Annotated in this window: 20 protein-coding genes; 10 read left to right on the top strand and 10 right to left on the bottom strand. The window is 62.1% G+C overall.

Annotated features, from left to right (window positions below; translation table 11 throughout):
- Positions 1-76: 76 nt before the first annotated feature.
- The 4 genes from ACP8KU_RS10355 to ACP8KU_RS10340 form a co-directional block, all read right to left on the bottom strand.
- Positions 77-1,570: an integrase core domain-containing protein gene (locus ACP8KU_RS10355; protein ID WP_023028832.1), complete on the bottom strand. Its 1,494-nt coding sequence runs from the start codon at positions 1,568-1,570 to the stop codon at positions 77-79.
- A gap of 238 nt (positions 1,571-1,808) precedes the next feature.
- Positions 1,809-2,612 carry an LmeA family phospholipid-binding protein gene (locus tag ACP8KU_RS10350; RefSeq protein WP_484483700.1) on the bottom strand — a complete coding sequence of 268 codons (804 nt, stop codon included), beginning with the start codon at positions 2,610-2,612 and terminating at the stop codon, positions 1,809-1,811.
- Positions 2,613-2,661: 49 nt separating this feature from the next.
- On the bottom strand, positions 2,662-3,471 hold the full coding sequence (locus ACP8KU_RS10345) for a class I SAM-dependent methyltransferase (RefSeq protein WP_484483699.1): 810 nt from the start codon (positions 3,469-3,471) through the stop codon (positions 2,662-2,664).
- Positions 3,472-3,503: 32 nt separating this feature from the next.
- Positions 3,504-3,995: a DUF2505 domain-containing protein gene (locus ACP8KU_RS10340; protein WP_237799399.1), complete on the bottom strand. Its 492-nt coding sequence runs from the start codon at positions 3,993-3,995 to the stop codon at positions 3,504-3,506.
- 24 nt (positions 3,996-4,019) lie between these two features.
- On the opposite strand from ACP8KU_RS10340, the gene ACP8KU_RS10335 reads away from it, so the two are divergent.
- Positions 4,020-5,147, top strand: a complete 1,128-nt coding sequence (locus tag ACP8KU_RS10335; protein ID WP_484483698.1) for a UDP-N-acetylmuramate dehydrogenase — start codon at positions 4,020-4,022, stop codon at positions 5,145-5,147.
- A gap of 217 nt (positions 5,148-5,364) precedes the next feature.
- Here the strand turns inward: ACP8KU_RS10335 and ACP8KU_RS10330 are convergent, their stop codons facing one another.
- The gene (locus tag ACP8KU_RS10330) at positions 5,365-5,841 is read right to left on the bottom strand and encodes an S-ribosylhomocysteine lyase (RefSeq protein WP_484483697.1); all 477 of its coding nucleotides are present in this window, start codon (positions 5,839-5,841) and stop codon (positions 5,365-5,367) included.
- 70 nt (positions 5,842-5,911) lie between these two features.
- Here ACP8KU_RS10330 and ACP8KU_RS10325 point away from each other — a divergent pair, with 70 nt between their 5' ends.
- Together ACP8KU_RS10325 and ACP8KU_RS10320 are read left to right on the top strand one after the other, a co-directional pair.
- Positions 5,912-6,958 (top strand): YihY/virulence factor BrkB family protein, encoded by a 1,047-nt coding sequence (locus ACP8KU_RS10325; RefSeq protein ID WP_484483696.1) that lies wholly within the window; start codon positions 5,912-5,914, stop codon positions 6,956-6,958.
- Positions 6,894-7,079 (top strand): hypothetical protein, encoded by a 186-nt coding sequence (locus ACP8KU_RS10320; protein WP_484483695.1) that lies wholly within the window; start codon positions 6,894-6,896, stop codon positions 7,077-7,079. The genes ACP8KU_RS10325 and ACP8KU_RS10320 overlap by 65 nt, the downstream gene beginning before the upstream one ends.
- A gap of 50 nt (positions 7,080-7,129) precedes the next feature.
- Here the strand turns inward: ACP8KU_RS10320 and ACP8KU_RS10315 are convergent, their stop codons facing one another.
- From ACP8KU_RS10315 to ACP8KU_RS10300, 4 genes are all read right to left on the bottom strand, one after another.
- A complete protein-coding gene (locus ACP8KU_RS10315; protein ID WP_484483694.1) occupies positions 7,130-8,671 on the bottom strand; it encodes an AMP-binding protein in 1,542 nt (513 codons plus the stop codon).
- Between the two features lie 11 nt (positions 8,672-8,682).
- Positions 8,683-10,392 (bottom strand): long-chain-fatty-acid--CoA ligase, encoded by a 1,710-nt coding sequence (locus ACP8KU_RS10310; RefSeq protein WP_484483693.1) that lies wholly within the window; start codon positions 10,390-10,392, stop codon positions 8,683-8,685.
- 70 nt (positions 10,393-10,462) lie between these two features.
- A complete protein-coding gene (locus tag ACP8KU_RS10305) occupies positions 10,463-11,074 on the bottom strand; it encodes a methylated-DNA--[protein]-cysteine S-methyltransferase (protein WP_484483692.1) in 612 nt (203 codons plus the stop codon).
- 20 nt (positions 11,075-11,094) lie between these two features.
- Positions 11,095-12,813: a long-chain-fatty-acid--CoA ligase gene (locus ACP8KU_RS10300; RefSeq protein WP_484483691.1), complete on the bottom strand. Its 1,719-nt coding sequence runs from the start codon at positions 12,811-12,813 to the stop codon at positions 11,095-11,097.
- 66 nt (positions 12,814-12,879) lie between these two features.
- On the opposite strand from ACP8KU_RS10300, the gene mshA reads away from it, so the two are divergent.
- From mshA to ACP8KU_RS10280, 4 genes are all read left to right on the top strand, one after another.
- Positions 12,880-14,145: a D-inositol-3-phosphate glycosyltransferase gene (mshA, locus tag ACP8KU_RS10295; protein WP_284636597.1), complete on the top strand. Its 1,266-nt coding sequence runs from the start codon at positions 12,880-12,882 to the stop codon at positions 14,143-14,145.
- A 41-nt stretch (positions 14,146-14,186) separates the two neighbouring features.
- Complete coding sequence (locus ACP8KU_RS10290; protein ID WP_005276632.1) at positions 14,187-14,933, top strand: phosphoglyceromutase; 747 nt, start codon at positions 14,187-14,189, stop codon at positions 14,931-14,933.
- A 68-nt stretch (positions 14,934-15,001) separates the two neighbouring features.
- Complete coding sequence (locus ACP8KU_RS10285; RefSeq protein ID WP_484483690.1) at positions 15,002-16,264, top strand: sensor histidine kinase; 1,263 nt, start codon at positions 15,002-15,004, stop codon at positions 16,262-16,264.
- Positions 16,261-16,971, top strand: a complete 711-nt coding sequence (locus ACP8KU_RS10280) for a response regulator transcription factor (protein ID WP_484483689.1) — start codon at positions 16,261-16,263, stop codon at positions 16,969-16,971. Before ACP8KU_RS10285 ends, ACP8KU_RS10280 begins: the two co-directional genes overlap by 4 nt.
- Here ACP8KU_RS10280 and ACP8KU_RS10275 read toward each other — a convergent pair.
- Positions 16,968-17,867, bottom strand: a complete 900-nt coding sequence (locus ACP8KU_RS10275; RefSeq protein ID WP_302526832.1) for a DUF3109 family protein — start codon at positions 17,865-17,867, stop codon at positions 16,968-16,970. The genes ACP8KU_RS10280 and ACP8KU_RS10275 overlap by 4 nt on opposite strands.
- Positions 17,868-17,900: 33 nt before the next feature.
- Here ACP8KU_RS10275 and ACP8KU_RS10270 point away from each other — a divergent pair, with 33 nt between their 5' ends.
- The 3 genes from ACP8KU_RS10270 to proC all read left to right on the top strand — a co-directional run bounded on the left by ACP8KU_RS10270 (position 17,901) and on the right by proC (position 20,984).
- A complete protein-coding gene (locus ACP8KU_RS10270) occupies positions 17,901-18,830 on the top strand; it encodes a Ppx/GppA family phosphatase (protein ID WP_172596695.1) in 930 nt (309 codons plus the stop codon).
- Between the two features lie 9 nt (positions 18,831-18,839).
- Positions 18,840-20,111, top strand: coding sequence for a tripartite tricarboxylate transporter TctB family protein (locus ACP8KU_RS10265; RefSeq protein WP_484483688.1), 1,272 nt, complete (start codon positions 18,840-18,842; stop codon positions 20,109-20,111).
- A gap of 81 nt (positions 20,112-20,192) precedes the next feature.
- On the top strand, positions 20,193-20,984 hold the full coding sequence (gene proC / locus ACP8KU_RS10260; RefSeq protein WP_484483687.1) for a pyrroline-5-carboxylate reductase: 792 nt from the start codon (positions 20,193-20,195) through the stop codon (positions 20,982-20,984).
- Positions 20,985-21,193: the final 209 nt, after the last annotated feature.

The raw sequence follows: 21,193 nt of genomic DNA, 5'->3' as shown, positions 1-21,193 counted from the left end.
CGGAGTCTAGGGACTTTGCGGACGCGGAGTCTCCCCGCTTTTTGGACGGGGAGTCCACGGAGTTTTTGTACTGGTGCTAGCTTGGCTTCTTCCGGCGGCTTGGCCGTGGCCCAGAGAGGTTGGGTTTTAGCTCTGGGGGTTGTCGGTGCCACATGCCGACAACGTGGTTTATGTTGATTTGACCGCCGGGTGGACGCTGATTCAGTTGGATCGGTAGCGGAAATGAAAACAGTTTCTCACCGTCGTGATCAGTAAAAAATTCCACATAGTCATCGGCTACGCTGCTGTAGATGGCTCGATTTTTGAAGCGCAGCCCGACGTAGAGGCCGTGCCCCATAACGCGTACCACCCCGCTTTTGTTGATCCACAGCTTGTCCGGGATAGGCCAGAATGCATTTACACCGGTAGAGCTTGGCATTACGGTTGAGGAATCGGCATGGGGTGTATCTTGCTGGATCGCCTGAGTGTCGTTACTTGGTGCCCTGTCTGAAGCTGCAACTTCAGGCAGGGCATTATCTGTCGCGACCACTGTGTCGGCTGCTAAAGCATCTGCCTGGTTGTCGGGGTGAATCCGGTGATATTGTTTCGCGATTTTTGTCCATAAAACATCTGGGTCAATCGGCTGCGTCGGTGGCTGGGCATGCGAGATAATCTCCCAGGCTTGGGCTGGGGTGATGTGCATCTTGCCCCTGAGAAGTCCTTGGTGGCGACGGCGTGTGTTGTAGAAGTTGCGGTAGTCGACAATCAGCTGTTGGACCTGCGCCAGCGTCGTCGGGGTACGAGCATCCAAAAACCTGGTCATGGTTTGGTGCGATCGCTCGTCTTTGCCTTGCGTCGTGGGAGCAAAGCCCGCACTTGATTGAACTCCCAGGCTGGCGAGCCAGCGTTCGGTTTGCGACAGCCGGCCGCGATGGTAGGTGGCAAAGGCATCACCGTTGTCAGAGAGGACTTCTTGGAAAAGTCCGTAAGCATCAATGGCTCCACTTAGCGTGATGCGGGCATCGGTGCCGTTTTCTGGAGTTCCAAAAGCTTGGGAGCCGACGTCGAAGCGGCTGGCATCGTCGACGACTTGGTAGATAGTCACTTGCGTGTGAGGCACATCGAAGAGTCTGTAGGCAAACGCATCGATCTGCCACAGTTCATTGACTTCGCCCCTGGCAAAGTGCCTGTAGGACTTACGCGGTCGTTTACGTGCATTGATGTCAGCGACGCCAGCCTCGTGCAACCATTGTGCGATTAAAGCTCGTGACGGTGGTTGGTCGTAGCCGAGTTCGTCGAGGAAGAAGTAGAAGATTGACCATGGGCCGCAGTCTTGGCCGCGGGCTCTTAACGTACCGCGAGCTTGCAGGACCTGTTGTCGAATCTTGTCATCGTAGACCCGTCGCGGGTTCAGCGGTGCCGTGCTGTCGGGCACGATGCCAGCCCGCCCGCGTTCGGCGATACGTGCTTTGATGTTGTAGTACGTCTGCTTCGATACGCCGATGTTCTTGCAGAACTGCTGGACCGTGATGCCCTCACGGATGGGGTCGAAATCCGCTATCTTCTTGCGGAGAGTAATGGGAATTGCCATCCCCACATTGTCAAGAAGCCAGAGTCCAAAAAGTAGTTAGACATCCTGTCCATAAACCTCCTGGACTCCGCGTCAAAAAACTAACTGGACTCCGAGTCCAAAAAGTCAATGGACTCCGAGTCCAAAAAGTCACTAGACATCACATCCCTAGGTCGACACTCCCTAGGTCGACACTCCCTAGGTCGACACTCCCTAGGTCGGCCGCTTCTGCGGCCGACCCCGCCCTAGGACGACGCTGTTAGGCGGCCTTCTTCTGCTCGCCGCTCTCGGCGGAGAAGTGGTCCATATCGTTCATCGGGACATCGGTGCCGGTGATGGTCAGCGTGAGCTTGCCATCGCCCACATCCACGGATTCGACCTGCATGTCATTGGCAACGAGCTGCTCAGACATGCTGTCCTGCAGGGCATCAGAAATGGCGCTGGTGGCCTGCTCTGGCAGGGAGAGGCCAAAGATGGCGGCCTCGGTGGCATTGATCTCCAGCTTGCCGTCGCGGGCGGTGGGCTTGAGCGAAAGGCTGGCTAAGCCGCCACCAAACTTCACTTCAAGCTCGTCGCTCTGGTCATTCGCGGTGATTTCAGTGACCACCATATTCCCAATGGTTTCGCTGCCAGATTGGTCTGAAATTCCTTTTTGGAAGCTCGCCAGCAGGTAGTCATCCGGAACGGTGGTGGTGGCGCGGAGGAAGCCGGCCACAGGGTTATCCGCATCCGTGGACATATCTTCCACGTGGATTTCAGAGGCGGGCTGCCCCTTGATCTGCGAGCCTTCGATCTGCAGGGTCGACGGCGTGGTCATATCCATCTGGGAAATCGAGCCGCGCATAAGCCCAAAGAGGAGGGGGCTGCCGCCAAAGCTTACCGAGGGATCCTCCGTGACCTCGATGCCTTCTTCTTTGGCGCTATTTTTAAACTCCTCGGTCATCTGGTTACCAATGAACCAGCGCAGGCCAAACTCGGCGATGAGGATGATAATAAGCAGCGCTACGAGGACGCCTACGACAATTTTCCAAGCGAGCGATCCGCCCGATTTCTTTGCAGCCATGACTACCAGTGTGGCGCATGAGGCGGCCGGTGGCAATGTGTGCTGGATATTAGCGGGGCGCGATGCTCTCCCAGCTCACAGTGAGCGTATTATCGCGCAGCCGACGGCGGGGAGGCTGGAGGTTAAAGGGGGCATCGGCAAGCAGGGCTTGTGCCATGCGCCATCGCACCCGCGGGCCGTGCGGGGCCCACCCTGCGGCGCGATCCCAGGCCCTGTCGGAGGCCTGCAGGAGTTCGTGTATGGGCTCGCCGGGCACGTTGCGGTGGATGAGCACCTTGGGCAGGCGCTCGGCCACATCGGAGGGGCGGGCCACGTCGAAGGGATCCCACGCGAGCGTCAGCGTCTTCGGACCATGCTGATCGAGCAGGATCCACGCCGCGCGTCGGCCCAGCTCATCGCAGGTGCCCTCCACGAAGAACCCACCGGGGGCCAAGCGCGAGCACACCGTCTGCCAGGCCTCCGCAACCTGGTCCACATCGTATTGGCGCAGGACATTAAAGGCGCGCACCACCTGCGGCCGGTAGCCCGCCAGCTCAAATCCGCCCAGCTCAAAGCGCACGCCATCGCGCGGCGGCAGCACCCGGTCCGGGTGGATTTCTAGCCCGCGCACATCCACGCGGGGATTGATGCGGCGCAGCCACCGCGCCCATTCCACGGTGGTGGTATGGGAGGCGCCATAGCCCACGTCGAGGGCGAGCGGGGTGCGCACGTGGCGCAACAGCGCCGAGATTTCCGGGTGCGCCATCATCCACCTATCGCAGCGCCTGAGCCGGTTGTAGTTGGTGGTGCCGCGGGTAATAACGCCAAAAGGCCGACCCGCTGCTGCGCTGGCGCGCAGGTTATGAGCGTGGTCGGCCATGGGAATCGGTGGATTCTAAGGTTGGGAGTGCCTTAGAAGTTTTCAGAAATCCACTGTTCGGTCAGCTTGCCCTCGTTATCAAAGAGCTCTGCCAGGGATTCGCCCACCTTCGGCTCGATGGCTGCGCCCATCATCGGGATCTTGACGGAGATCTCGTTGGTGTAGGTCAGCTTGGTCATCTCGCCCTCGCCGGCCAGGGAAATCTCGCCCTTGAAGTCCACCGGGGTGCCCTTGACGTCTGCGGTGTAGTTGACGTCAGCGGCCTGGCCGTTGAGCTCGCCCACGGTGACCACGCGCTTGACCTTGAGGTCCTGCGAGACCATGGCGCGCACAGCCTCTGGCAAGAGGGTGGTCGGCAGGACCTCGTAGAGAGTTGCTACGTTATCGGAGAAATCGTGAACCTGGCCTGCCTCCGGGGAAAGATTTTCCACGATGTACTCCCAGTACCCCTGGGTAAGCAGCGCCTTGTGAACCATGTCGATAGGCTGATTGATGGTTACGGTGTTTTCACTACGAGTTGACATGCTTAACAGACTACCTTGGTATACGTGCTTGATAAATTTTTGACGCAACAACTCACAGCAATCGACGGCGTAGACGTGGATCCCACGGCGAGCTTTGCCGATCTCACCACCTTGCGCGTGGGGGGAAAGCCACAGGTCACGTTGCGTTGTTCGCGGCCTGAAGCGGCAGTTGCGGCCCTGCGGTACCTCGAGAAAGAAAAAGTTCCTTTCATCGTGGTTGGCGGCGGCTCTAACCTGCTGGTTTCTGATGGCGAGGTAGACGTGGTCGCCGTTGTCCTGGACTTTGCCGCGGTGGACATGGATACCCAGACCGGCCTCGTGCGCGCCCAAGCCGGCGCGGTATGGGATGAAGTCGTGGCGGAATCCGTCGCGCTGTCCCTGGGCGGCATCGAGTGCCTGTCCGGCATCCCCGGCACGGTGGGCGCGGTGCCCGTGCAAAACGTGGGCGCCTATGGCGCCGAGATTTCTGAGGTCTTGACCCGCGTGCGCCTGTATAACCTGCGCACCGATGCCGATGAGTGGGTTCCCGTCTCCGATCTCGATCTGGCCTACCGCTACTCCAACCTGAAATTCACCGGCCGCGCGGTCGTGCTCGAGGTCGAAGTGCAATTAACCACGGATGGGCTCTCTCGCCCCTTACGCTTTGGGCAGCTTACCGATAACCCCGGCGAGCGCCGCCCCGTCGCCCAAGTCCGCGAGGAGGTCCTCGCCCTGCGCCGCGGCAAGGGCATGGTGCTCGATGCCGCCGACCACGACACCTGGTCCGCCGGCTCCTTCTTCACCAATCCCGTGGTCGAATCCAGCGTCGCCGACGCCATCCAGGACAAGGTGCGCGCCACGCTTGGCGATGCCCCCGCCGACCGCATGCCCCGCCATCCCGCCACCGCTCCAGCAGAGGGCGAACCGTCCCCGCACGAAAAGCTTTCGGCCGCCTGGCTTATCGATAATGCCGGCTTCACAAAGGGCTACCCCGGCTCCGGACCGGCAACGCTATCCACCAAGCACACCCTGGCGCTGACCAACCGCGGAAACGCGACCGCCGCCGATATCGTCGCGCTAGCCCGCACGATCCGCGATGGCGTCCGCGAGGCCTTCGGCGTCGAGCTCGTGTCCGAGCCCGTGTGGCTGGGCCTATCCATGGACGAGGACTAGGCCGCGCCTTTCGGCGCGACGGGGCATCGGCCACTAAGTTCGCGCCGGGTTTTAGGCCTGCGCGCACATAAAAACGTCCAAAACAACCGCGTTCTTCTAAAACTCGCCCTCATTTTTGGCGAAACGCGGTTGTTTTGGACGTAATCGTTGCTTGCGGGCAGCGCGGGCGGCTCAAAAGCCGCCCCAGCGCAATGCTCTGCGCTACGGCCGGCGCATCTTAGGCAGCCATGACCTCGAGCCACTCCGGCTTGGCATCCAGGAACTTGCGGGCCGCATCTTGCGCGCCCTTCAGGCTGTGGTGCGCGCCCCAACCGCACTGCTCTTCGTTGGCGGCGGGAACCTCGGTGGCGGAAAGGATATCGTTCAGCGCACCCTCAACGGCGCGCAGCAATTCATCCTGCTCCATACCGTTGGTGATGGCGTAGAAGCCGGTGCGGCAGCCCATAGGAGCAAAGCCGATGAGCTTATCGGTGTAGTTGCGCATAAAGTTGGCCATCATGTGCTCCACGGAGTGCAGCGCCTCCGTGTCCAAGTGATCCTTATTGGGCTGGCAGAAGCGCAGGTCGTACTTGATAATCTCGACGCTGCCGCCCAAATCGGTGCGATCAGCCACGCGGATATAAGGCGCGCTGACGAGGCGGTGGTCGAGCTCGAAGGACTTGACGTTAATCTTTTCTTGGTTCTGTTCAGTCATACTCCCCAGCCTAATCGCTGCGAGTGTCACTTCACAGAATAGATTCTTAGGCCGCATACGCTGCGTAACTATGAGTGCCTTGGACGATGCCCCCGCAACCGGCAGCAAGCAAGCCCGGAAGCAGACTGCCCAACAGAAAAAGATCGTGCCAAGCACCGTTACCACCCTGGTCACCGTGGAAAGCCCAGCCGCCGATGCCGATCCGTGGGCGCGCGGCAACCGCCTGCGCAAGGACAGCTGGGGTCTGGTAATGCGACGCGTGTGGGCTGATTTCTTCCACGATGCCTTAATGGACCGCGCCGCCGCGATGACCTACTTCACCCTCATGGCCTTCGCGCCCACTGTCCTGGCGGCATATTCCATTGCCACGCTGGTCTTTTCTTCGCGCCGGGGCGAAGTGGAGGCGTTGACCACGCAGTTCATCGAAACGTACGTGCCCCGTTCCATGGCGGAAGAGGCCGGAAATATCGTCAGCTCCATTATCGGTTCCACGCGGGAGGGCACGTTTGCGCTGGTGGTCTCCGTTTTGATTTCACTCTTCGCCGCCTCGGCGTATGTGCGTGCCTTCTCGCGTACCGCCAATACTGTCTACGGCCGGGTGGAGGGACGCGGCACCATCCGCACATGGGCGTTGATGTGGGCCATTACCGTGGTCCTCGTCATCGGCGCGGTGGTGGTTCTGTGCGCCAATTTATTGCGCGATACCGTCGTGGACAGCGTCATCGAACCCGTGGCACTCCGCCTAGGGCTGCATGGAACCGTGGACTTTATCGGCGGCATTTTTATGCCCGTGTGGAATTGGCTGCGCTTTCCCATAACTGTCGTGGTGGCGCTGGCACTCATTGCCGTGTGGTACCACTTTGCACCCAACGTTCGGCCCAGCCGCTTCCGCTGGCTCACCTTGGGTTCGGTGGTAGCGCTGCTGACTAACCTGGTGGTGTGGCGTATTCTCCCTCTACATCAAGTACCTGGCCGGGGTGAGCATTTACGGGGCATTCGGAACGGTCATGGCGGTATTTATGACCGTCTGGCTGTCCAATACGATGCTGATTTTGGGCATCAAGATCGATGCGGAGGTCCTGCGTGCCAAGGAGCTGCAGCTTGGATTACACGCTGAGCGCTATATTCAAGCCCCGCCGCGTTCCGAATTCGCGGCGCAGCAGCAGGTGCGCGCGAAGAAGAAACTAGAAGAGCGCTCGGGGCGCATCTTTGCAGGTGCCGCCCGCGGCGAGGAATAGCCCCGCACCGGGACGTAGCCCGCGCGCCGGGAATCCACCGCTGCCGAGGATTAGTGTGAGGACACTTCTGCCACCAAGATGTCCTGCACCTGGCGGCGGCGCAGCTTTCCTAGCTGATCGGTGGGTAATTCTTCTTGCACTACGAAATGGCGCGGGGCCTTATAGCGGGCCAAGAGGCCGCGGCAGTGCTCGCGCAGCGCCTCCGCGTCGAAGGTGGCTCCGGGGTGGAGTACCAGGCAGGCGGCGACGTCCTCGGAACCATCGGCACGCGGGATGCCGGCAACCGCAGCTTGGCTTATCGCGGGGTGGCTAAGCAGGGCGTGTTCCACCTCGCTGGGAAAGACGTTAAAGCCACCGGTAATGATGACCTCTTTAATCCGGCCCACCAGCCGGAAATGGCCGTCGGCCTCGCGCACGCCCATATCGCCGGTGCGCAGCCACTCGCCGTGGAATGCCTCCCGCGTGGCGGCGGGATTATCGAGGTAGCCCGCAAAAACCTGGGGCCCGCGGGCAAGGATTTCGCCGGGCAGGCCATCGGGTTGGCTGCGGTCTAGGTCATCGGGGTTTCCGATACGCAAGTCGGTATCGGCAAGCGGCTTGCCGATGGTCCCCACGCGCCGCCCCTCACCAAGCGGGTTAATGGTCAGCACGGGGGAGGCCTCCGTGAGCCCGTAGCCCTCAACGAGCATGCCGCCGGTGCGGTCTTGCCAGGGCTCGATGATGCGCGCCGGCAGCGATGCAGCCCCGGAAATGGCGTAGCGCACCCCGCCCAGGTCTGCGGCCTGCTCGGCGGCTGTCCCGGAGGCAGATTCTGCCGCCAGCTCATTTATGGCGCGCTCATAAATGGTGGGCACACCCGGCATCCACGTCGGGCGGCGCTGTGCCAAGGCGCCGACCACGGCCGCGGGGCGCGGGGCGGGCAGCAGGATGATCTCGGCGGCGCAGCGCACGGCGAGCAAGACGCTCATGGTCAATCCGTAAGAGTGGAACATCGGCAGCGTGGCAAGGAAGCGCTCGTGGCCCGGGCGCAGATCGGCTTGGGCTTCCAATTGGATGCAGTTCGCGGCCAGGTTGCCGTGCGTGAGCACCACGCCCTTGGGCTGGCCGGTGGTGCCGGAGGTGTAGAGGATGAGGGCGGCATCGGCAAGCGCGGCCTGGCGGTGGGGCACTGGAGCGCCGGAGAGGGGAAGGGGCGCCGCCAAGGACACGGGGATCACCGTGCTGGCCAGGCCATCGACCACGGCGGCGACCTGATCCCAGACCAGGGCGATGCGGGCGCCGTGGTGGGCAAAGAGCGGGGCCAGCTCGTGGGCGGTGTACTGAGGGTTATGTTCGACTACGACCGCGCCCAGGCGCAGCACCGCGAAAAAGGCAATGAGGTGCTGCGGGGAGTTGGGCAAGACCAGCGCTACCCGGTCGCCGGGGCGGATTCCCATCTCCCGCAGGGCGCCGGCGGCAGCGGCGATGCGGGTATCCAGCTCCGCGTAGCTCAAGGTCTCGCCGCCGAAAAAGGTGGCGGGACGGTCGGGGAAGTTGGCTACTGCGGTGGCGAGGAAATCCGTCAGCGTGGCGTCGTACTCGAGGTCTGACATGGTGGTTAATACTAAGCCTTCTGCTTGAGGAGATCGAGCAGATCCTGTTGCACCATGCGTCGGCGGATCTTGCCCAGCTGGTCTGAAGCCAGCTCCTCAAAGTGGTAGAAGGTGCGCGGAATCTTGTAGCCGGTCAGGCGCTCGCGGCAGAAGGACTTCAGGCCCTCTGGGTCCAGGACGGCGCCATCGCGCAGGATGACGCAGGCGACGACGTCCTCCGAGCCATCCTTGCGCGGGCGGCCCACCACGGCGACCTCCTTGACGTCTGGGTGCTTGCGCACCACTTCTTCTACCTCGGCCGGGTACACGTTAAAGCCGCCGGTGATGATGATTTCCTTGATGCGGCTGACCAGGCGAACCCAGCCATCCTCATCCATGGTGGCCATATCGCCGGTGCGGAACCAGCCATTGTGGAAGGACTCCGCGGTAGCCTTTTCGTTGTTGAAATAGCCCTGGAAAATCTGCGGCCCACGGGCCAGCATCTCACCCGGCTCGCCATCTGGCTGGGTTTCATCGAGGTTATCCGGGTTGCCAATGCGCACCTCAACATCGGGGAAGGGCAGGCCCACATAGCCCGGGCGTCGATTGCCGTTCATAGGATTGCCGATGAGCACGGGGGAGGTCTCCGTCATGCCGAATCCCTCGACGAGCCGGCCGCCGGTCATGGATTCCCAGCGCTCCATCACGTCAACCGGCAGGGTGGCGGCGCCGGAGAAGGCGTTGCTGATGCCGGCGAGATCCACGCCCTTGCCCTCGGCGGCATCCATGATCTTCTCGTACAGCGTAGGTACACCCGGCAGCCAGGTGGGGGTGTGCTTCTTAATGATGTCCATGATGAGCGGCATCTGCGGGGAAGGGACCAAGATGAGCTCGGCGCCGAAGTAGATGCTGAGCACGCACAGCGTGGTCATGCCGTAGGCGTGGAAGAGCGGCAAGGCGGCGAGGAAGCGCTGCTCGGAGGCGTCCATATTGGTCAGCCAGGCCTCGCCCTGCACGCAGTTGGCGATGAGATTTCCGTGCGAGAGCAGCGCGCCCTTGGGCTTGCCGGTGGTGCCGGAGGTATAGAGGATAAGCGCGATATCGTCCTGCGTGACCTTGGCAATCTCGAGGTCCTTGCCATCGCCGCCGATGGCAGAACCGATAAGTGTGGACCAGGCCACGGTATTTGGGGCCGCGCCGGTTAACTGCTCACGCTTGGCGGCCAGCGGCGGCAGGGGAATCCGGAGCGCGAGGCGCTTTAAGGGCGGCATTGCGTCGATCATGTTGACGGAGACGATGGTCTCCAACGGGGTGGTGGCGCGCAGCTTATTCAGCGTCGGCGCCGTTTTATCCCAGGCGATGACCACGCGCGCGCCGTGGTCCTGGAAAAGCCCCTCGAGCTCGTGGGCGGTGTAGAGGGGGTTGTGCTCCACCGCGGTGGCTCCCAGCAGCTGGATGGCATAAAACGCCACTACGTGTTGGGGGCAGTTGGGCATGACGATGGCGACCCTATCGCCAGGCCGGATGCCAAAGGCCTTAAGTCCCGCGGCGGCGGCGCGCACCTGTGCGTCTAAGTCCGCGTAACTCTGTGTACTGCCGAAGAAGTAGGTAGCGGACTTATTCGCATTAATGCGGAGGTTATTGACGTAGTAATCAATGATGGTTTTATCGCCGTAATCAAGCGTGGCGGGGGTCCAGTCGCTGTAGTGCTTGACCCAGGCCCGGGATTCGTATGCGGACACGCTCTACCCTTTCGTTTGGTAAAGAAAAATATTACAAAGGGCGAGTATACCCAGAACGTGAGGAAATCCTCTAGTTTTCTTCGAGTGCCAGCAAAAAACGCTTGATATCCAGGCCGCCGGCATAGCCGCCGAGCGATCCATCGATGCGCAGCACGCGGTGGCAGGGCCGAATAATCGGCAGGGGATTGGCGCCGCAGGCGGTACCGACCGCCCGGGTAGCAGCGGGGCGCCCCACGGCGGCGGCGAGCTCGCCATAGCTTGAGATCTCGCCGTAGCCAATGGTGTCCAACTGCGCGTGAATTTGGGCGCGAAATTTGGTCGTCGGCGCCGGGTTAAGCGGCAGGTCAAACTCGCGGCGGCGCCCAGCGAAGTACTCCGCGAGCTGCTCCTGCGCCGCATCTAGGATGTCTGCACCGCGCTTGTCGATGCCCCCATGTACCCCGCCGCTTACTTCGTTGCGAACCTTCTTGGTGTCGCGGCGCCCTGTGCTTGCTCCGTCGCGATCGTTTCTTACCTCGCCGCGAACCTTACTGGTTTCGCGGTGTCCCTTGTTTTCCTCGTTGCGGTCCTTGCTGGTTCCGTCGCGACCCAACTGGATCGCGACGAAGTCGACGCGGGACAGCCCGTCCGCGTCCGCGGTGAGCAGCAGCGGGCCGATGGGAGTATCGATGGTGCGCAGCATGGTGGTGTGAACGCTAGTTCTTAGGCGTTCTTCTCCGCTTCGAGGCGGTTGATGAGGTCTTCTTGTACCTCACGGCGGCGGATCTTGCCCATTTGGTCCTTGGCCAGCTCTTCAAAGTGGTAGAAGGTGCGCGGGACCTTGTAGCGGGTCAGGCGCTCGCGGCAGTAGTCCTTGAGGCCTTCGGGGTCGAGCGCGGCGCCATCGGCAAGATCGAGGCAGGCTACGACGTCTTCGGAGCCGTCCTCGCGCGGGCGGCCCACCACGGCGGCGTCGTCAACGCTGGGGTGCTCGCGCAGGATTTCTTCGACCTCGCCCGGGTAGACGTTGAAGCCGCCGGTGATGATGATTTCCTTGATGCGGCTGACCAGGCGGATGAAGCCGTCTTCTTCCATGATGCCCATGTCACCGGTGCGGAACCAGTCACCGTGGAAGGCGGCATCGGTGGCTTCTTGGTTATTGAGGTAACCCTTGAAAATCTGCGGGCCGCGGGCCAGTACCTCGCCCTCAACGCCATCTGGCTGGGTTTCATCCAGGTTATCGGGGTTGGCGATGCGCACCTCGGTATCCGGGAAGGGGATGCCCACGTAGCCGGGGCGGCGGTCGGTGCTCATGGGGTTACCCACGATGATGGGCGAGCACTCGGTGAGGCCGTAGCCTTCCACGAGCAAGCCGCCAGTGGAGTGTTCCCACTTATTAACGGTCTCAGAAGGCAGGGTGGATGCGCCGGAGAAAGCTGCGCGCACGCCCTTGATGGGAACCTCTTGCTCCTCGGCGGCCTTGACGATGCGCTCGTACAAGGTAGGAACGCCCGGGACCCAGGTCGGGGTGTGCTTCTTCATCAGCTGCATGATGAGCGGGATCTGCGGCACGGGCAGGATGACCAATTCTCCGCCGATGAGCTGGGCCAAGGTGACGTTCATGGTCAGGCCGTAGGCGTGGAAGAAAGGCAGGGCGGCGAGCATGCGCTCTGGCTTATCGCCTAGGCCCGGGACCCATGCCTTGCCCTGGAGCAGGTTGGATACGAGGTTGCCGTGCGAAAGCATCGCGCCCTTGGGCGCACCGGTCGTACCGGAGGTGTACATCACCAGCGCGACGGTGTCCTTATCAATGTCTTCCGGCGTCTTAATATCGCTGCCGTTGCCACCGATGGCATCGCCAATCAGCGCCTCCCACGGCACGGTATTCGGCGCTGGGGCGGAAAGCTGCTCGCGCTTGGCCTTGAGCGGGGGAAGCGGCAGGCGAAGCGCGGCGCGCTGCAGGGTGGGCATGGCGTTGATCATGTTGATGGACACGACCGTTTCCAGGTTGGTGGTAGCCCGCAGCTTCTCCAGGGTGGGCGCGGCCTTGTCCCAGGCGATGGCGATGCGCGCGCCGTGGTCTTGGAAGAGGCCCTCCAACTCGTGGGCGGTATAGAGCGGGTTGTGTAGCACTACCTGGGCGCCGAGTTTCAAGATGGCGTAAAAGGCCGCGATGTACTGCGGGCTATTGGGAGCGACGATGGCTACGCGGTCACCGGGGCGCACGCCGAAGGCCTTCAGGCCGGCTGCGGCAGCGCGCACTTGGCGGTCCAGCTCGGAATAGTTTTGGGTACGCCCAAAGAAATACGTGGCTGACTTATCGCCATTGACTTCGAGGTTGTTGTCATACAGGTCCAACAGGGTGGTGGTGCCATAGTCGAGGCTATGCGGCGTCCACTCCGGGTAATACTGGAGCCATGCCTTTGATTCGTAAGCGGACAATGCGTGACCTTTCGGTAGCGTAGGTTGTTGGCAGGGGCCAGTATAGCGCCGCTAAGATGGGACAACATGCGCATCGCCATGATTTCTATGCATACCTCCCCCATTGAGCAGCCTGGCTCCGGGGATGCCGGCGGAATGAACGTCTACGTTTTAAATATTGCCTGCCAATTAGCCCAGCTTGGCGTGGAGGTGGACGTCTATACCCGCGCTACCCGCCCCAGCCACAAAGAAATCGTGGACGTGGCCCCCAACCTGCGGGTGATCAACATCGTGGCAGGCCCCTTTGAGGGGCTAGAAAAAGAAGATCTGCCCACCCAGCTCGCGGCCTTTTCCGGTGGAGTGGTGCAATTTGCCAAGTGGCAGGGCAAAAAATATGACCTCATTCATTCCCACTACTGGCTTTCTGGCCAGGTGGGGTGGCTGCTGCGCGATCTTTGGGGCATCCCGCTGGTTCACACCGCCCACACCTTGGCCGCGGTGAAAAACGCCTACCGCACGGCCGAGGACACCGTGGAATCAGAAGCGCGGCGCATCTGCGAGCAACAATTGGTGGATAATGCCGATCTCCTCGTGGTCAATACCGATCAGGAAGCCCGCGACTTGGCGGAGCATTACGATGCCGAGCGCGACATCATCCGCGTAGTCTCCCCGGGTGCGGACGTGGGGCTTTTTACCCCTGGTACCGACCGCAATACGGAGCGCTCCCGCCGCGAGCTGGGCATCCCGCTGCATACCAAGGTCATCGCCTTTGTGGGGCGGCTACAGAAATTCAAGGGGCCCGAAGTTCTTATCCGCACCGCCGCCGAGCTGTGCCACCGCGAGCCCACCCGCGATTTCCGGGTCCTCATCTGCGGCGGGCCATCGGGAGCCAATGCCTCGCCGGAGGCGTATAGGGAATTGGCGCGGGAGTTGGGTGTGCAAAAGCGCGTGCGCTTTTTAGGCCCCCGCCCGCCCGAGGAGCTGGTGGGAGTGTACCGCGCTGCCGATATCGTGGCGGTGCCCAGCTACAACGAATCCTTTGGCCTGGTGGCGCTCGAGGCCCAGGCTTCTGGAACGCCGGTCGTTGCCGCGGCCGTGGGCGGGCTGCCCATCGCCGTCGTCGATGGCGAGACCGGGCTGCTCGTGCCGTCCCACGAGCCGAAGGAGTGGGCGGATTCCTTGACCCAGCTGCTGGACGATGACCCCCGGCGCATCGCCATGGGTGAGGCCGCCGTCGCGCACGCCACGCGCTTTAGCTGGACCAACACGGCCCGGGAGCTGACGGAGATTTATGCCGAAGCCCAGCAGATTCCGGTGCCTGACTGCCACCAACGCCGCGCGATGGGAGACTAGCCTCACTGACGCGCCGGGCGGTTTCGTGGCATGCTGGAGGCATGACTAACGGAAAACTGATTCTTCTTCGCCACGGCCAATCCACCTGGAATGAATCCAACCAATTTACCGGTTGGGTCGATGTTGATCTGACAGAAAAGGGCGAGGCAGAGGCCAAGCGCGGCGGCGAGCTGCTCGCGCAAGAGGGCATCCTGCCTAACGTGCTGTACACCTCCTTGCTGCGCCGCGCCATCCGCACCGCCAATATCGCGCTGGATGCGGCCGACCGCCACTGGATCCCGGTCATCCGCGACTGGCGCCTCAACGAGCGCCACTACGGTGCGTTGCAGGGCCTGAACAAGGCCGAGACCAAGGAAGAATACGGCGAGGACCAGTTCATGGCATGGCGCCGTTCCTATGACACGCGCCCGCCCGAGCTTGCCGATGACGCCGAGTACTCCCAGGCCAACGATCCCCGCTACGCGGACTTGGACAAGGTCCCACAGACGGAGTGCCTGAAGGACGTTGTCGAGCGCTTCGTGCCCTACTTCGAGGAAGAGATCCTGCCGCGGGCTAAGAAGGGCGAGTCAGTCATGATCGCAGCGCACGGCAACTCCCTGCGCGCGTTGGTCAAGCACCTCGATGGCATTTCCGATGATGACATCGCCGGGCTGAATATCCCGACCGGCATCCCGCTGGTGTACGAGATTGCGGAGGACGGCTCCGTGGTCAACGAGGGCGGCACCTACCTGGATCCAGAGGCCGCCGAGGCCGGGGCCGCTGCCGTCGCCGCGCAGGGTGGCAAGTAACCCGCTACTGCATATAAGTCCCTGGGGAGGTGCTCCCTGGGGACTTTCTAATGGTTAGGCTTAATGACGTGGAATTAATTTTTGTCTTTCTCGCGGGCGTGGTTGCCTGCGCGGTGGTGCTGCCGTTAATTTCGCGGGTGCGCGAGCGCATGGTACGCCGCCAGCGCGCCAGCGATGCCCAGGCAAACCAGGTCACCACCGTGAGCCAAGGCCTCCACCTCGCGGTCCAAGGCTCGCCCACGGCGCTGACGGTGCTCGATAGGAACCAGGAAATCATCCTGTCCAACCCCGCGGCGCACGAGATGTCCGTGGTCCACGATCGCGCCGTCAACCCAGAGATCTGGAAGACCGCGGAGCAGGTCTTCGAGGATAAGGAAACCCGCACCGTGGACCTGGCCATCCCCAAGCGCCGCACCGGGCACCGCGTCACGCAGGTCAAGGCCGTCATCAAGCCGCTGACGCTTAACGATGGCCGCTTCATCATCATCTACGGCACCGATGAGAGCGAAAACGTGCGCATGGAATCCGCGCGCCGCGATTTCGTGGCCAACGTCTCCCACGAGCTGAAAACCCCGGTGGGTGGAATCGCGCTCCTGGCCGAGGCCCTGCTTCAGGACCCCGAGGATCCGGAGCACGTGAAGTACTTCGGTACCAAGGTGCAAAAAGAGGCCAACCGCATGGCGGATATGGTCAGCGAGCTGATTTCTCTGTCCAAGCTGCAGGGCGCCGAGGCGCTGCCGGAGATGGAACCGCTCTACGTGGACGATCTCATTGACGAGGCGATTTCGCGCAATCAGCTCGCTGCGGACGCGCGCTCCATCAGGCTGACCCAAGGTCCCTCCGAGGGCGTGCAGATCAGAGGCGATCGTTCTCTCTTGGTAACGGCGCTGTCTAACCTGATTTCCAACGCGATCAATTATTCGCCAGAGGAATTGCCGGTCTCCGTCTCACAGAAGGTGGTGGGGGATGACGTCGTGCTGATCCGGGTAACGGACCGCGGCATCGGCATCCCGCCGGAGCATCAAAAGCGCGTCTTCGAGCGCTTTTTCCGCGTTGACCAAGCCCGGTCGCGGCAGACGGGAGGCACTGGCCTAGGATTAGCAATTGTCAAACACGTGGTGGCCAACCACGGGGGCAATATCAAGCTGTGGTCGCGGCCTGGCACGGGCTCTACTTTCACCATCGAGTTGCCCATATATAAGGAAGAGAAGCCAGCGCACGAGGCTGACTTGCAGGATAATGAAGACAGGGATTCCGTCGATGCGGCGGCTCCTGGGCTCCAGCGTGCGGTAGCACGCGTAGCAGCACGTCGAAAGGATAAAGCACAATGACCACCATTCTCATCGTGGAAGATGAAGAGTCGCTGGCCGATCCGCTGGCATTCTTGCTCCGCAAGGAAGGCTTCGAGCCGATTGTCGCTCTCGATGGCCCATCCGCGCTGGAGAAATTCGCCGATAATGACATCGACATCGTGCTGCTTGACCTCATGCTTCCCGGTATGTCCGGCACCGACGTGTGCAAGCAGCTGCGCGCTACCTCCTCCGTGCCGGTCATCATGGTCACCGCGCGCGACGCGGAAATCGATAAGGTCGTGGGACTCGAGCTGGGTGCGGATGATTACGTCACCAAACCGTATTCCTCCCGCGAGCTCATCGCCCGCATCCGCGCCGTGCTGCGCCGCGGCAACGATCAGGCCTCCAACGCGGACGCCGCAGAGGGCGCCGAGGCAGAAGACGAGCAGATCCTCTCCGGCGGCCGCGTGAAGATGGATGTGGAGCGCCACATCGTCACCGTGGCGGGCGAGCCGGTAGCGATGCCGCTCAAGGAGTTTGACCTGCTGGAATACCTCCTGCGCAACGCCGGGCGCGTGCTGACCCGCGGCCAGCTCATCGATCGCATCTGGGGTGCGGATTACGTGGGCGATACCAAGACGCTCGACGTGCATATCAAGCGCCTGCGCACCAAGATTGAGGAACACCCCTCCCGCCCGAAGCACCTGGTGACGGTGCGTGGGCTGGGCTATAAATTCGAGCTCTAGTACCAGCCGTCCTTGATGCTGGCCGGGTGCTGGGTAAGCTGCACGCCGTGCTCGGCGGCTTCTGCGCGGGCACGGCATTGTTGAGCCAAAATATCGTAGCTTTCGCGCCCCATGAGCGCGACGAGCTCGTCCTCGTGCGATTGCCACATCGGCAGCGGATTGGCGTGGCAGGCGCTATCGGTAGAGCAGTACCAATCAAAGTCTTCGCCGCCATTGCCCCAGCCACGGCGGTCATATTCGCCGATGGTGGTGCGCAAAATTTCCTGCCCATCGGGGCGTTCTTCATAATCCTCGTAGCGCCGCAGCGGCAGCTGCCAGCACACCTCTGGCTTGACCACGGTCAGTTCCTCGCCACTATCGACGGCCCATTGGTGCAGCGCGCAGCCGGTTCCCGTTTCCCAGCCGGCGCGGTTGGCAAAGATGCAGGCGCCATCCACGATGGGCGTTTTCAGCGCCGGCTCAGGTTCGCCGTCCTCGCCGTCAAGCTCATCCCATTCCAACCACGGCTCTAGCTCATCGGTATTTTCTTGCGCCAAGAACTCATCTACCCCCGCTGGCCGCAGCTGCCAGTAGCGCGCGGGCATGCGGGAGACGGCATCGTAAAGCTGGTCCCGGTCTTGTTCATCGGCCATATATGCACCGTGCACGCAGCAGCCCACATCGGGCTGGCTCTTATCGATGCCCCTGCACGCCGACGTGCCAAATTGGCAGCTGTAGTGCGATTCCACCCACGTCAGATCGATGGAAAAGACGTGGTAAGGGTCGTTTGGGTTGGTAAATTCGAACCACTCCCGCGGAAAATCTGGGGCCTCTTCGCGCCCGGCTTTAATCGATGCCGCCGCTGGCGAGCTCGCGGGAAAACCTAGGTAAACGGTGTCAGATTTTGGGCGATTCACACCTAACCACGGTAGACCTACTACGCTATTAGTGTGCGATTAGGTGTATTAGACGTTGGAAGTAATACCGTCCACCTCGTTGCGGTCGATGCCGCAATGGGGGGACGGCCTACTCCGATGAGCGATTGGAAGACCCCACTCCGGCTGGTAGAGCAGCTGGATAAGAAGGGAAACATCCACGAAAAGGGCCTGAAAAAGCTCGTGTCCGCCGTGGGTGAGGCAAGTGAGCTGGGTGAGAAACTCGGGTGCGCCGAATTTATCGCCTTCGCGACCTCCGCGGTTCGCTCTGCCCCTAACTCTGAAGCAGTGCTCGATGAGGTGGAAAAGCAGACCGGCGTACGCCTGCAGATCCTCTCGGGCGTGGAGGAAGCCCAGCTCACCTTCCTCGCTGCCCGCCGCTGGTACGGCTGGTCCGCCGGGCGTATCACCAACCTGGACATCGGCGGTGGTTCCCTAGAGCTATCCACCGGTACCGATGAACACCCTGACCTGGCCTTCTCCCTCGATCTGGGCGCAGGCCGACTGACTCACAACTGGTTCGATACCGATCCGCCGGAGAAAAAGAAGGTCAGTGCGCTGCGCGATTTCATCGATGCAGAGCTTGAAGATGCCGTTACGCAGATGAAGGCGATGGGCCCCGCCGGCCTAGCCGTGGGCACCTCGAAAACCTTCCGCACCCTATCGCGGCTGACCGGCGCGGCACCCTCGTCTGCAGGGCCATATGTCAAGCGCACCTTGACCGCACCGGGCCTGCGCCAGTTGATTTCATTCATCACGCGCATGACTGCAGCAGACAGAGCGGACCTCGAGGGTGTAAGTTCGAACCGATCGCACCAAATCGTCGCCGGCGCTTTGGTTGCCGAGGCAAGCATGCGAGCTCTGGGAATTGAGAAGTTAGAAATCTGCCCATGGGCGCTGCGCGAAGGTGTTATTTTGCGCCGGACCGACAAGGGATTGGAATAGGAAGAGATCATGGCTGACGAAAAACAGTTGACCGTGGCCGAGCTGCTAGCTCGCAATAAGAAGGACCGCACGGATAAGGACGAGAAGACCTCTCGCCGCCGTCGGCGGAGCCTCGATGAGGGCGGCGTCTCCGTTGCCGAGCTCACCGGCAGCCTGAAGAAGGTAAAGTCCACCCCGCCAGAGGCGAAGCACACCAACGTCTCCATCGACGATGACGCTCCTGTCATCCGCGCGCCGAAGTCCAAGGACGAGCAGTCCGCGGGAAACAAGGCCGCCGAGTCCAAGGCCGCCGAGTCCAAGACCGCGGAGTCCAAGGCCCAGCAGGCTAGCGGTTCCGCGGCGAAGCCGGCCGGCTCCAAGCCTGCAGCGGGCAAGCCAGCCGCGGGCACGCAGGAAGGCTCGAAGCAGGGCGTGGGGCAGTCGGGCATCGGCAAGCCTGCGCAAAGCAAGCCATCCCAGCCCCAATCCGCTTCCCCTAAGCCGGCTGCCGAGAAGCCTTCCGCTGGTACCCCCACCGCGTCGCCTGCGCCGAAGCAGAACGGCAAGCCGAGCGGGCCTACCGCCTCTCCTAAGCCGGCAGCAGGTTCTGCCTCGCAGCCGACGGCCAAGCCTGCCCCCGCGCAGAAGGCTAATGCGCAGAAGACTAACGCGCAGGAGGCAAAGAAGCCTGCGCAGTCGGAGCCGGAGGCTAAGGCGGGTGCTCAGGACGCCGAGAAGAAGTCTTATCAGCCGTCCGCGGATGACACTGCGGTGATCCAGCGCATCGGCAAGTCGCAGTCTTCGCAGCCCTCGCAGGACAAGCGCAAGGACGCTGCTGACGGCGCCGAATCCGGCACCAAGGAAAAGGCAGGCGCAGCTGCTGGTGCCGCTGCAGCGACCGCAGCGGGAGCGAAGGATGCCAAGGACGCGGGAACCAAGGGCAAGGCTGGCGCGCCTGCGCAAAAACCTGCTGCGGCCGCGAAGAAGTCCGACGATACCGGCGAGCTGCCCCAGGTGCGGGACGAGGAAATCACCGAAGAGCACGAGAAGCTTAACCCCATGTCCATCCTCATCATGGTGGTTGTGGGCATCGTCTTGGCGATCATCATCTTCAAGGGCTTTGAAGTGCTGTGGGATAACTTCCCGCGCATCGTCGTGGCCATCCTGGCGCTCTGCGTCACCGCAATCATGGCTGGTGTCACGCATGCGCTGCGCACCGCCCGCGATGGCTTCTCCATGTTCCTTGCAGGCATTACCGGCCTGATATTGACCTTTGGGCCACTGCTTTTGGTCATGCTCTAAACCGGCCATCCGCTGAGAACCACCCGGCTGCTTCCCTCGTGGAGGTAGCCGGGTGTCGTTATTTTTGGCATGGTGGAGCCTATGACAAAGATTGCAATTTTAGGTGGAGGACAAATCGGTGAGGCTTTGACCTCGGGTCTTGTGGAATCGGGTTTTAATGCTTCCGATATCACGGTGACCAACCGCACCGCCTCCCGTGGTGAAGAACTCAAGAGCAACTATGGTGTTAACGTCACGGCGGATAATGCCGAGGCGGTGGACGGCGCGGACTATATCTTCGCGTCCGTCAAGCCTTACGCCATCTTGGACCTGCTGGGCGAGATTAACCCGGCCAAGGACGCCGTGGTGGTCTCTATGGCCGCAGGGTTGACCCTGGAGGCCCTGCAGGCCGCTGCGGGCGAGGGCGTGCCGGTTGTGCGCGTTATGCCCAATACGCCGATGCTGGTGCGCCGCGGCATGTGCACCTGCGCCGCCGGCGAGCACGTGACTGAGGCCCAGATGCAGGGCGTGACGGAGCTCCTCGAGGCCGTTGGTGAGGTTGCGGTCATTCCGGAGAAGAATATCGACGCCGCGACCGCCCTGGCGGGTTCCTCGCCGGCGTACTTCTTCCTCGTGGCAGAGGCGCTTGTCGATGCCGGCGTGCAGCTCGGCCTTCCCCGCGATATCGCCGAAAAGCTCGCCGCCCAGGCGGCTGCCGGCTCCGGCGATATGCTGGCCAATTCTGGCCGCTCGGCAACGCAGCTGCGCGCGGGTGTGACCTCGCCAGGCGGCACCACCGCCGCGGCCGTGCGCGAGCTGGAAGAGTCCGGCTTGCGCGGTGCGTTCTACCGCGCCGCCGAGGCATGCTCCGATAAGGCTAAGGAACTGGGCTAGCGGCCCGCCTAATGCGACCAGTTCCCCGTGGTGGGGGTGTAGTTGCCTCACACCACTTGGGGGCCGTACGGGAGCCATGAGGCGGTTGTTACGCAGCGCTTTTGGCGGTGAACTGAACAACTGCTGTGAAAAAATTTGGCACTTGGGTCGCATTAGTCACATGTTTCACGATAGGCTTGGGACAAGCACGTGCGTGAAGTCCTGTGGGA

Source organism: Corynebacterium sp. LaCa_282, assembly GCF_057198125.1.
Note: the sequence above shows the minus strand (reverse complement) of the source record. Positions and strands in the feature narration are given on the sequence as shown.